The sequence below is a fragment of the Candidatus Wallbacteria bacterium genome (assembly GCA_028687545.1).
Lineage (GTDB): Bacteria > Muiribacteriota > JAQTZZ01 > JAQTZZ01 > JAQTZZ01 > JAQTZZ01.
The window spans coordinates 76,177-88,314 of the sequence record JAQTZZ010000012.1; the positions used below are offsets into that span (position 1 = coordinate 76,177).

At 48.9% G+C, this 12,138-nt stretch carries 7 protein-coding genes; 2 read left to right on the plus strand and 5 right to left on the minus strand.

All coding sequences use genetic code 11. The features are described 5' to 3' along the window. Nucleotides 1-44: 44 nt before the first annotated feature. Entirely contained in the window at nucleotides 45-3,506 is a 3,462-nt protein-coding gene (locus PHW04_07750; protein ID MDD2715769.1) for a HEAT repeat domain-containing protein, read from the plus strand. Continuing rightward, nucleotides 3,503-7,000: a hypothetical protein gene (locus PHW04_07755; GenBank protein ID MDD2715770.1), complete on the plus strand. Its 3,498-nt coding sequence runs from the start codon at nucleotides 3,503-3,505 to the stop codon at nucleotides 6,998-7,000. Before PHW04_07750 ends, PHW04_07755 begins: the two co-directional genes overlap by 4 nt. Before the next feature lie 79 nt (nucleotides 7,001-7,079). Here the strand turns inward: PHW04_07755 and PHW04_07760 are convergent, their stop codons facing one another. The 5 genes from PHW04_07760 to PHW04_07780 form a co-directional block, all read right to left on the minus strand. Further along, a complete protein-coding gene (locus PHW04_07760; protein MDD2715771.1) occupies nucleotides 7,080-9,071 on the minus strand; it encodes a hypothetical protein in 1,992 nt (663 codons plus the stop codon). A gap of 64 nt (nucleotides 9,072-9,135) precedes the next feature. Next, nucleotides 9,136-9,957 (minus strand): 16S rRNA (adenine(1518)-N(6)/adenine(1519)-N(6))-dimethyltransferase RsmA, encoded by an 822-nt coding sequence (gene rsmA, locus PHW04_07765; GenBank protein MDD2715772.1) that lies wholly within the window; start codon nucleotides 9,955-9,957, stop codon nucleotides 9,136-9,138. Further along, the gene (locus tag PHW04_07770; GenBank protein MDD2715773.1) at nucleotides 9,926-11,146 is read right to left on the minus strand and encodes a hypothetical protein; all 1,221 of its coding nucleotides are present in this window, start codon (nucleotides 11,144-11,146) and stop codon (nucleotides 9,926-9,928) included. Before PHW04_07770 ends, rsmA begins: the two co-directional genes overlap by 32 nt. Before the next feature lie 6 nt (nucleotides 11,147-11,152). After that, nucleotides 11,153-11,812 (minus strand): 3-oxoacid CoA-transferase subunit B, encoded by a 660-nt coding sequence (locus PHW04_07775; GenBank protein MDD2715774.1) that lies wholly within the window; start codon nucleotides 11,810-11,812, stop codon nucleotides 11,153-11,155. 1 nt (nucleotide 11,813) lies between these two features. Continuing rightward, nucleotides 11,814-12,138, minus strand: a 325-nt coding sequence (locus PHW04_07780; GenBank protein MDD2715775.1) for a 3-oxoacid CoA-transferase subunit A, incomplete at its 5' end; no start/stop codon positions are given.

Below are 12,138 nucleotides of genomic sequence, written 5' to 3' on the forward strand. Positions count from 1 at the left end.
TTTCTGCCGATAGGTAAAAAAGTCTTTTGCGAGGAAATTTTTCCATGCCGGAAAAGAATTTTGAACTTATCCTCCAACATGGTGCGGTTGAGGAAAAACGCGCAGCGCTGGAAGAACTTACTAAAATTAAATCCGGGGCATCTCTTTCACTCCTGTACCAGGCAGCGAATGAAGGTGGACTGGATATCCGCTATTCCGCCTGGTCGGCCCTGAGAAAACTGCGCGACTCAATCTGCTCTTCTTTCCTCGACCTTCCCGAGCAGGAACAGCATGAAATCGTTAATCTCTTTGAGAAACACAAGGATAGGGACGTTGTTCCTTTCCTCTGTGAAATTATCTATTGTGTACCTTATAAAGTCCTGGTCTATGTCGTCCAGTCCCTGGGAATAATCGGCGACAGGCGTGCGCTTTCCCACCTTCACGAACTCTGTCACAAGCCGGAACTCCACCCGTTCGTCAAATCAGCGCTTGTCAAAGCGCTGGGCAGGCTTGGAGATCAGGACGAAATTCCCATCCTGCAGGGTATGCTCAATTCCGGAGACAACCGGCTCAAAGCCAACACGATAGAAGCACTTGAATTCATCGGTGACAAAAAAATCATCCCGCTGATACTTCCTTTTTTACACGATCCCGATGACCGTGTCCGGGCTTATGCAGCCAAGGCTCTCTGGAAACTCGGAGATGACAGCATGCTGGGGTCCTTTAAAGATCTGCTTAAAGTTCCGCAAACGGAAATTCGTGAAAGTGTAGTGTTCGCCCTGGGAGAAGCCCTTGATCCCAGGGTAATCCCCCTGCTGGCGGAACAACTGGATTGTCAGGACACAAAACTTCAGGACTCCACAATCAACGCCATTTCCAAGATAGCCAGATGGCATCCGAACAGGGAGACTTTTTTGAATATGGGCCAGGCTTATGGTTCCACATCTCCCTATGTCAGGGCCATGTTCCTGGACAAACTGGTGGAAATCGGGGAATATCTTGTCCGCCGCGAACTGTCTCCATCAGGAGCTGCAATGCTGTCGCCGCTCGCTGAGTCGCTGGCCCGCGACCGGCCTGACCACGCTGTGACTTTTCAAGAGCTTGTCTTTCAAAAGGACGGTACTGAAGCCAGCCTGAAATCCCTTTTGCATTACTATAAAAGAAGCGGCGACTTCCAGTCGCCGTTCCGCAAGGTTTACAGTCTGTTCAGGGAATTCCCGAAGCGTTATGGTTACAGTGAACTGTTCGGGGAATGCGTCACCCCTGCTGAATCGCTTCTTCCATATCTGCCCGAACTCTGGCTGGCTGCTGCCGGAATCATGGGACCTGAAGAGTTTACAGGATTCAGCTCAAATTTTTTCAAGGAACTTGAAGTCCAGCTCGAACTTCTGCATTCGGCAGCCGAACTCTATATTCTGGAGAATTCGAAGCTGGACCGGAATGAACTCTTCCTGCGCCAGAATTCCATCCTGGAACGAGTCGATCAGAATCTGGCGGACACTCACCTCCAGCTTCTGAAAAAACTGCTGGTGGATGGAGAATTTTCAGGCCCCCTGGCAAAGCTAAATCACGTCCATTTCCTGCACCTCATGCAGCTTGCTGCGCAATCCGGGAAGCAACAGGCTGATTTATGCAAGGAAACTGCCTGCAAAGCAGTGATTCTCCTCCTGACCCTCAAGCTGCTTCCAGCCGAATCGCGGGAATACTGGTGCCAGCGTTATGTTAACATCATGCCAAAGCTTCCGGAAGGACAGATCCCATTGAAACCGCCTGTTGCGGAATACCTTGCACAGAGATTTATTGCCTGTGGATCTTATGATTCAGCTCTCTCAATCTATCAGAAAATTCTGGAAGAGCAGCCATCGGATCTTTTGATTCATCGCGAACTGGCATTAATTCACGAAATGCTTGGCAACCTGGACAATGCTGCTTCCGAATATGAGATTGTTGAAGAGCTGGCATCCAGCCAGGGGCAGCCTTACATCCAGTTCCTTGCCATCAGAAAGCTGATCACAATCTCACCCGAACGGGAAAAATACATCTCCAAACTCTCGGAGCTGGAATCGCCTTATTGTGAAAAATACAAAAACCTGCTCAGGAACGATCCCGACAATTACACAGTACTATCGCTGCTTTATGAGGCCAATCTGCTCTTGTACCGTTTCCAGGAGGCTTTCCTGGGTCTGTCCTCATTGCAGAGGTTTATCCCGGAGCAGAAATTTCGCAGAGGCATGATCATGGAATTCATCGCCAAAACCCGAGGCTATGACAATAAAACCGCACTGCAGGCTTTTTTAATCCTCCTGTCCCGGGAGTTCGAAAATTCAGACCTGGAAGAATTTCATCTGCTGCTCCAGGAAATTAAAAAAGACCTCCCGCAGGAAACAGCATTGTCTGAACTCGACAGAGTCGAAGTCTTCCCGCTTGAAACCAGGGCCAGGCTGCTGATTCTGATCAATTACGGCGACACTGGAGGGATTTTCGAGCTGATTTCAAGGCTTTATCTTAAAGAACACGAAAAAGTTCGGGAAATCATGGAATTTTTCGTGCGTTTCAAGGCTATCGAAAATTCCACTGCCAGGGCAGCAATCTTGACCATTCTCGGTGAATACTATGAGCGGACCAGGAAAATTGAGCAGAATCAGGAACTCTTCGATGAAATCAACAAGCTGGAACCCGGGGACACCATGATCCTGGAGAAAATTGCGGAAATCAACCTCCATCTCGGTAAAAACTCCCAGGCCCTCAATTACTATAAAAAGCTCACAGCCAGAGAACCGGATAATCCCAGTTATCTGCAGAAAATTGGTGATATTTTACAGTCTTCCGGGAATCAGGATGAGGCTTTTGAGGCTTTCCAGTCCGCCCTGAAAATTGACAGCACTCTTCAGAAGGAAATGAAGAAATGTCTGGAAATAATCGGGGATGAGCTTTGCGAAGGGCAGATCGACAAAGCCTATACTAAATGCATGTTTTTTTCGGAAATCGCTGCCAAATCCTCAATGGCCGCTGAATTTTCCGAACTGCAGGAACTGATAGTAGATCAGCACGAAATCATGAAAAAAGTGGAAACCCTGATCGAAACTCATGAACCGGGAAAAATCCTGGAACAATTACAGGCGCTGCTCGAATCCAGCAGAGAAAACACTTTCTCGGTAATCTGGGGGTTGAAGAAACTTCTGCAAATGAATCCCCCGAACCAGGATCTGATTAAATTCCAGCTCGGTGACTGCTATAGCAACCTTAAGGAATACGGGAAAGCCATGAACTGGTATGCCAGGACAGAGCAGGCCATGGGTAACGACGCCAGGGCAATGATGGCCTATTGCGCGATCAGGCTGGAGAGAGAGGACGAAGCCTTCCATCTTTTAAACAGAATCCCGAAAGAAGCTGTCCGTGAAAGCAACCTTCTAGTGGACGAATACAAGGAGCTCATCCGGATCTATGAGAAGAAGAATCCGGGCCGGGCGCAGATGATTAAAGACCTGCTCAGTGAAATCTTTCCAGGTTACGGTGCAGAAAAATGAGAAACCCCAAAAAATTCAATTCCCAGGATCTGGATTTTCATCTTCATTTCCTGATTGATGATATCTCTGATCCCGAGCCTTTTATTCCGGAATTGAGAAAAATCCTGGAGGAAGGCATCTGGAAAATCCTTTTCCAGTGCCTGTATAAGTCCTGCGAAGCACAACTAAAAAATCCCATCATTCCGAAAGATACCTGGGAAGCTTTGATACTGTTAAAAGTGCTTGCAAACAGAACAGGTGTTGCCTATTCGGAAGAGGATTTCAATGCTGCTGCAACTAATTTCGAGGAAAAAGCCCTCCTGCTCCGTCATCTTGCGGGATGCCGTCGAATTTCCGAACAGCCCTGGCTGGACACATACTGGAATCTTTATTTAAAGACAAAAAAAATCAGCCTGCACCCGGACCTGCCGGCAGTAATTCTGCTTGGTGGAACGCTGCTCGAAATTCTCGGTTTGTCTAAGGAAGAACTGTCTCAGGAACTGCAGCAGTCCCGTAAAATCCTCGAACGTGACATCCTGATGCGCGGTATGGATTGTTTTCTGCCAAATCCGTCGGAAATCCTGAAGAAACGCCCTGAACCCAAGCCTGCGAAAAAGGAAATCCCGGAAATAGATCTGGCCAGCAGGGTTGAAATAAAGGCTCAGGAGGTAAAACCAGCTGAAACAGTTGAACTGGAAATAAAAATCCCGGAAATTCAGCTGGAAAAGGAACCCAGCTTAAGTGTTGAAATTTCTTCTGAACCACCTGTTCCAAAGCCGCAGATTTTGATTCAGGAAGTTGCGGCTGAATTATCCAAAGAGCAGAAAATAAAAAAGACTGATGCCGGATCTAAAATCCCGTCCCTACCGGATAATGCCACGGAAATCAAGACTGAAAGCGTAGAATTGCAGGCTGAACGGCTGCTTGAAGAGAGGGACATCCCAGGGCTGGAAGATGTATTGCATCGTAACAGATCTCAGCTTGCAGGAGAATCACTGCATCGATTCCACGAATGGATCTTCAGGCAGAAAAAGGATCAACAGTCTTTCAAGCTGATGCTGGACTCCTGCCTGGAATCGCTGGACGATTCCCGCACCATCGAGATTTTGAAAGATCTTCTCTCTTCATTCAGCCAGCCGATGATCGCCGAAGAACTGCTGAAACTGTTGGAGAAACACGGAGATTTTCAGGAAATGCTGGAGCTCTTCACCCGTCTGGGCCATCCGAGCGGCAATCAGCTGAAAGCAAAGCTGAATCAACTGATCCAGCTGGCTGAAATCCGCAACTCTCTATCAGGCATGATGTCGCTGCTGGAGTTCTACCTGGAAAAATGGCCTGACGACTGTAACAAGCAGTCACAATACCTGGAAGTGCTTGTGAATCAGGGAAACCAGAAGCAGATCATAGTTCAGGCGGAAAATCTGCTTGAATCCGGACAGCTTCCCAGGCTGGAAGGACTGCTGGAGCGGGTGGAAAATGCTGGCATCAGCACCCTGCAGCTCAAATCTCTCAAGCTTCAACTTCTCAAACAGAAGGGAGAAACCGCCGCCTATTTCAGCCTGGCCCGGGAAATTGTCAGAGAAACAGATGATCACAAGCTGGCCATCAGCACTCTGAAACATTATTTTTCTACCGGAGACGGTGAAAATCTCTCTCTGATACTTGAAGCGCTGCCTGCGAAGGGTAAGTATTTACATCTGCTGATGGAACTTGCGTCCAGAGTTCAGGATGCAGGCATCTTCCTGATCCTCTCACGAAAAATCTGTGAAATAGACAAGGATAAAGCCGTTCATCTCTCAAGACTGGCGGAAAAATTTGCAGAGAAGCTGATGGAAAAGCCTGACGGCATGCTCCGTGAATTGGCGGATTTTTTCTCCCCTCTGCTTTTCTCTTTGACAGAGCCGTGGTATCAGCATCTCTGGCGGAAAAAATGCCTGTCTCCTGACGAGTATGAGAAAATTCTCAGTGAACATAATCGGATCGACCAGCTGCTCTCATTCTGGAAAGAAACCGGTTGCTCCGGCAAAAAGCTGCAGGAAAAACTGCGCCTTCTGGAACGTTCACTGTTACCCGAAAAAAGCCCATTTTTGCCGGTTGTCTATCGTGAACTGGCAACTCTTTCCCCTGACCAGGAAAATTACCGCTCGCTGCTTCAATCGCTCTTTGATTTCGGAATCTACAACGAGATCCCGGACCTGCTCTGGTTCGTTTTTAGGAATCACCAGGACTCCGGATTCTGTGAAAGCCTGATCCTGCAGTTGAAAAAGAACAGGTTTTTCCCTCATGATTTGAAAAGGCTGCTGATTTTATCACTGCTTAAGAACAATACCAGCGATAAATACGCCAAGGAAATGACGGAATGGGGTACCCTGCTGCTGCGAGAGGCTGCTCAGCTGGAAAAGCTTTCCGCAGAACTTCTGGAAATGGAACTGTCGGAAGCTTTCATAACAGCGACAATCAAGATTGAACCGCAGGAAACTCTGGAAATTGCCTGCCTCCTCTATCATGAGGCAGACCGGGCCGGGAAAAAGCTTCTGCAGTCGCATCTGGGTATTTTCCTCCTGGAACACGGAAAAGACAGCTTCATCCATGAAACGCTCGGGCTGCTGATGGAGTTCGGGGAATGGACCAGAGCACTTGAAATAATCGAATCCAGGCCTGAAAAATCAAGTTATCTGGGTGAAATTAAAACCCTCACCAGGATTGGCAATGAGCGCGCGATCCTGCTTCTCTTCACAGCTTTCTGCGAATCAGCGGATTTCGAAAACCTGGAAAAGGAAGGATGCTTGTTTTTCAGGGGAACTGAAAATCTGCTGGTTTTTCTGAAAAAAAACGGATTTCATCTGCCTTATCTGCATGTTCTTTTAAAGCAACAGTCAGTACCGGACCTGTCGGAGCTGTTCTCGGAAATGGTCAGGAACGAGGACTGGAAAACACTGGTTGAAGCTGCGGAACTGTCCATCCAAAGCGGCAGCAGCAGGCTTGAGTATTTCCACTTTCTCGTGCTCGGACTGGAGCGGCTTGGCCGCAAAGCGGAACTGGCCCTGAACCTGCCGCGATATCTCGAAAATATCTCAGGAACCGGTAAGTTGGAACTTCTGATCCAGGCCGAAGAATTTGAAAGAGCGGCCCGCGAATGCGGCAACCTGCATGCTTCAGGCTATCAGGATCACGATTACCTGTTCCGCAAGCTGTCTGAAATCAGATTCAAGAAGTATCTCAAAACCAAAAAAGAAGACCCTGAATTCTCGCTTTACATGGCGCGGATTCTCAAGTCTCGCGGAGAGCTGCAAAAGTCGGTGGCGGAATATGAAAACTACCTGGTCAACTATCCACAGGATGAGCAGGCTACATACGAACTCCTGAAACTCTGCCGGGAGCTGAAATACATGGAAAAGCTCCCGGAGCTCGCCAGGAAGCTCAATAAATTCAAGCCGGATTCACAGGAATACCTGCTGCTTTTAGACGAGATCACAGGGGACGTGAAGCTGAAACGGATGTATGGGCTGCATTGACCTGGATGGCGGCCGGAAGTTGATTAAAAAGGGCTGAAACTAATCAGCCCTTTTTTAATGATAAGCAGTTTTCAACCCGTTAAGGGATATACTTAACCCAGCCGTTGATTGTGTTGAACGGAATTCCCCCCAGGAGGAAAGTGCTGCCCGGGAAGGACATTGCATAAGAGTAAGTCGTTCCGCTCGTCAGATTGACATTGCCGCTTGCATAGACAGCACTGGCCATTTTTGAGGTCAGGTTGATCGTTAAGATGCCTGAACTCACAGTGAAAGTGTTGGAAGCTGCATTGGTGTAAGACAGGGTGCTGGAGGAAACGGTTGCGGTCAACGAACTGTATCCATTGATTGTAGCTATGGCTCCGGCAGGGACACTGAATCCGCCGGCTGAAGTGTAATTAAGTGCAGAAAGAGCGACTTCTGCTTTCTTGGTCGCACTCTGGATAGTAATCGAAACCGGGACTGAGAGGCTGGTCTGCGAAGTCGGCATGGTTACTGCCATCTCAGCGCTGAACACCGCTGTAGTGGTATCAGAAGTCGAGAGAGGAAGCTTGAAAGCGGGTGTGACACCTGAAATTATGGCTGCAGTGTTGCTCGACGGGGTGGACATGGTCACTGCAGTTCCGTTGATTCTGGTAATGGATACTGTAGCATACCAGGCCTGGAGATTGCTGTATCTGACAGAGCCTGTCACTGTGTTGAAGATATTCGCATCCGTTGTACCCCCATAAAGAAAATTGATTGAGGGGAAGGACAATGTGTAGGTGTAAGTTGCGCCCTCTGTCAGATCACTGCCGGCACCTGCATAGATCGCATTGGCCATGGCAGGGGTCAGGTTGACAGTCACCACGCTGCCGCTTACTGTGAAGGTATTGGAAGCGACATTGGTGTAAGTCAGACTGGTAGAGGGATAGGTTGCGGTCAATGAGTTGAAGATATTGATCGTGGCAACAGCTGTGGCCGGGATACTGAAACCTCCGGTTGCATTGTAGCTGATCGAGGAGAGGTTGAGCACCGCTCGCTTGGCTGCACTCCGGATTGTAAGATTGACCGGGCTTGAAATGGAGGTCACCGAGGTCGAGGCCGGCATGGTGATCGAGATTTCGGCGCTGAACACCGCAGTGGCGGTATCAGAGGTCGAAAGCGGCAGCTTGAAAGTAGGAGGGGTCGTTGAGGCCGCCGCCACGCTCCCGCCGGCCGGAGATCCCATGGTGATTGCAGTGCCGTTAATCCTGGTGACAGCAGCAGTAGCATAGAGGTAGGTGTTGGTCATCGGCGTGGTAGTAGTGATGGTAGTATTAAGGGTATTGGCAGTGATTCCAGTTGCAGTTGATAGAGCGTTGATATCAACTGTGGCAGTTTTATCTGCGATCTTGATCACCTCAGACATCACATTATTCGCTGACAGAATCGTAGGTTTCATGATCTCGCCAAGATTGGAGTAGGCTCCGCTCACGCTGGCGACATCCAGGTCGTCGATGTCGCCGCTTCCCATGCGGGTGGCAACTGTGGCTTTGGCATCAGTGATAGCTGCAGCGAAAGCCATAATTGTAAGATTTGCTGATTTGTCGGTCAGGGCGGCCTGGATCTTGGTGCTGATCAGATCGGCAGTGATGTCAGTGACAGAAATGCTGGGGCCAAGCACCTGGAGTGTAGCAATCGTGGTGGCTGGAGTCATGGGCATGTTTCCATCGGCTGAAACCGAGGATTTGACGTTGAGCATGAGCTTCTCGGCGGAGTTTTCGGTGAATTTGAACATGAACACATGCGGGAGACTGTTGTAAATGCTGCTGTCAAGAATGTAAGCCTTGTATTTCCCGTTGGTCACAGCATTGGAATCCCAGTCGATCCTGCTGGCAATGTTTATATTTTGACCATAGTATCTGACCCAGCAATAAAAGCTTACATTGTTGGCGGAGCTGAGAAAAGCGTCATTAGCAACCCCGTTTAAAGCAAGTTCTGCCGGAGCGGCTCCACCACCGCTGTCACCACCACCGCCGCCACAGCCCATCACAGGTACTAATGCGATCGCGATTGCTGCAACCAGGACAAATCCTAAAATTCTTTTTCCCACTTTTTCTCCTTGTGAAACTCAAAAAATTCTAACATCTTGATAAAGTTATGTCAGCAGTAGGGTATTATGATATGGGGTATAACCCTACAAATTGTTCTTTTGCCAGTTCAAAGAGCTTGTAAAGCTGCTCTGGTTTCAGTTCCTGAGCTCTTGATTTCAGGCTGATTCCAAGCTCAGTCAGAGATTTTTCCACTCTCCCCCTTTCTTCTTCGCTGTAGTTATTGCAGAGCATCTTTCTCCGGCAGGAGAATGCTTTTTTTACAAATTCTCTGAAGCTGTCGAAATCCTTTGGATCACGACGGCGCGGAGTGAAACTGAGGAGCAGGGAGCTGACTTTCGGGGCAGGATAAAAATTTTCAGGACCAACCGGGAAAAGCTTTTTCACTTCATAGTAGTATCCAGTGAGAGCGGTAAAAAAACTGTAATTTTTTGAGCCTACCAATGCCTGCAGCCTGTCGCCGACCTCCTTCTGCAGCATGAACACCATCGGAAACTGGTAGGGAATCAGCTTAAAGATGATCTGGCTGGCAATACTGAATGGTAGATTTCCGACCACTGACAGGTCGCTGCCACAAAATTCGCTCAGATCTGCCTCCAGAAAATCAGCCTGAATCAGGGTGACGTTTTCCAGAGCGGACAATCGCTCAACCGAAATCCGATACAGTCCTTCGTCGATCTCATATCCGATTACTCTTGAAAACCGGTTTGCCAGAGTCTCTGTGAGCCCACCTGGCCCTGTTCCGATCTCAATCACAGTCGCCGCGTCAGGTACAATTTTTGAGATACGTTCGAAGATGGCGTCCTGCCAGAGAAAATTCTGACCTTTGCTTCTGGAGGGGCGGATTGCCAGACGCTCAAGGGTTGACATCAGTTCGCTTTTTTTCATCTGAGGCTCCTAACTCATACAGCAGGATCAATTCGCCAGACCCTTCATAACGATAAGCGCTGTTCTTGATGTTTTTGCGCTTGAATTTTGTGAGCGCACTGAAATACAGTTTCTCCAGCTGCCCTAATTCTTGTCGATCCAGCACTGCTGAAGAAAACACAAATACAATCATCTTGGCCCAGTCTTTCTGAAGCTTGCAATGTTTTTCGGGGGCAGCAGCCCAGTCCTGTACCGCTTTCAGCACCCGCTCGATGCAGCTGTCGACAGTTGCAGGATTTACTCTTGCCACCAGAGTCGTATCAGTCAGATGCCCAAGAAAAGCGTCAGGCTGAATCAGATGAAGGATTTCCTGAAGTTCAGTCACCAGCTCTTCCAGAAATCGATATCCTTCTATGAAACCGCTGCTTACGCTGACCAGATTCAAACCTATCAAGTGAAGCACGAGATATTCGTGTGTTCCGCTTTTCAGATCCCTGGTTAACTTTGCCTGTGTGTAATAATATCCCGGCAGGCCGGTGATCGGATGACTGAGTCCGGCTTCTCCCACCTTAACTGTGATCCTGCGCAGAAGAATGGCGAGCTGTGATTTGAGCCTGTTCCATAGAAAAAAAAGCTTCAGGTCCTCTGTTTCAGAAGCCCTCGCTGGATCGATCTCTCCCAGTAACCTGGCAAATATGCGTTCAGGCCGAAGGAAAGCGAAATAAAAATAGTTCAGCACAAGCAGGAAAACCAGGAAGTAAAGCAGAGAAAGATAAAAAGTCAGCTTGAATTTCACACTCAAGCAGTAATGCCTGTAATTTCCGAGAAAGACTGAAATGCGGCAGTTCCCCTTTTTTTTCCCGGCTTTCAGGATGTCTCTGGAAAACTCCAGATTGTCCGAAACCTCAACCGTTACTTCCCCGACCTGCATTACGATCCCGCCATCCGAACCGGTCAATGTGAATGAGGAAAAGTACGGATCATCCTTTAAAAGCCGTTCCAGGCTTTTTTTCAGAAAAAAGAAATTCTGCTCATCTTTGACGTTTTCGACCTGATAAACGATAAGTTCCAGCAGAGTTTCGTATCTTCCAATGATTTCATTTTTAAATCGGGCTGTCTGGTCTATGAAAAAAAAGTATCCGCAGCCGAAAAACAATGCTCCTTCGAGAAGCAGGAAGGAAAAAAGGAAAATGACCTGCTTGAATTTCATCGAGGTTCAGGAGAATCTGCCGATTTTGTCCGGAATGATCAGTTCAGCCCCTGTCAGACGGCGCACTTCTTCCAGAGTGGTGCCTTCCCAGATCTCGCGGAGCAGAAGCCCCTTGTCCGTAACTTCCATCACTGCCAATTCTGAAACGATCAGGTTGACTTCGCGTTTCGCGGTAAGCGGCAAAGTGCATTTTTTAAGGATTTTCGGATCGCCGTTCTTCGTGACATGTTCAGTGGAAATGATTACGCGCCGGGCTCCGACTGTCAGGTCCATCGCTCCACCCATACCGGGTGTAAGTTTTCCAGGGACCATATAATTGGCAAGGTTTCCTTCCTGGTCCACTTCCAGCGATCCGAGGACCGTGGCGTCCACATGGCCGCCCCTGATAATTGCAAAGGAAGTGGCGCTGTCGAAAAAGGAACCTCCCGGCAGAACCGTGACAGGCTGGGAGCCGGCATTGGTCACATCCGGATCTTCCTTGCCAGGTTCCGGAGACGGGCCGAGACCCATCATGCCGTTTTCAGACTGCAGGATTATATTCACGCATTTCGGCACGTAATTTCCGACCAGTGTCGGCATGCCGATTCCCAGATTGACCACATCGCCGTCCTTGAATTCCTGGGCTATTCTTTTCGCGATTCTTTCCCTTTCAGGTGCTACTGCCATCTCACTCCTCCTCGCTGTAGATGTGGTCGACAACTATTCCCGGAGTCATCACCTGGTCCGGGTCGATGGAACCTGTTTCCACCAGATGCTCGGCCTGCACGATCACGACATCCGCGGCCATGGCCATCAGCGGGTTGAAGTTCCTGGCTGTGCCGCGGAACACGAGGTTCCCGGCCCTGTCTGCGAGATGTGCTTTCAGTAACGCCACATCAGCGCGCAGAGGCGTTTCCAGTAAAAATGTTTTGCCTTTGACGTCCACTTTCTGTTTGCCCTCTTCAACCGCGGTGCCGAGCCCGGTTGGAGTAAGCACTCCACCCAGGCCTGCT

Excerpts from the sequence above, each read along its gene's own strand:
- PHW04_07750 (MDD2715769.1), top strand. The coding sequence starts at position 45 with ATGCCGGAAAAGAATTTTGAACTTATCCTCCAACATGGTGCGGTTGAG.
- PHW04_07770 (MDD2715773.1), bottom strand. The coding sequence starts at position 11,146 with ATGAAATTCAAGCAGGTCATTTTCCTTTTTTCCTTCCTGCTTCTCGAA.
- rsmA (MDD2715772.1), bottom strand. The coding sequence starts at position 9,957 with ATGAAAAAAAGCGAACTGATGTCAACCCTTGAGCGTCTGGCAATCCGC.
- PHW04_07775 (MDD2715774.1), bottom strand. The coding sequence starts at position 11,812 with ATGGCAGTAGCACCTGAAAGGGAAAGAATCGCGAAAAGAATAGCCCAG.
- PHW04_07755 (MDD2715770.1), top strand. The coding sequence starts at position 3,503 with ATGAGAAACCCCAAAAAATTCAATTCCCAGGATCTGGATTTTCATCTT.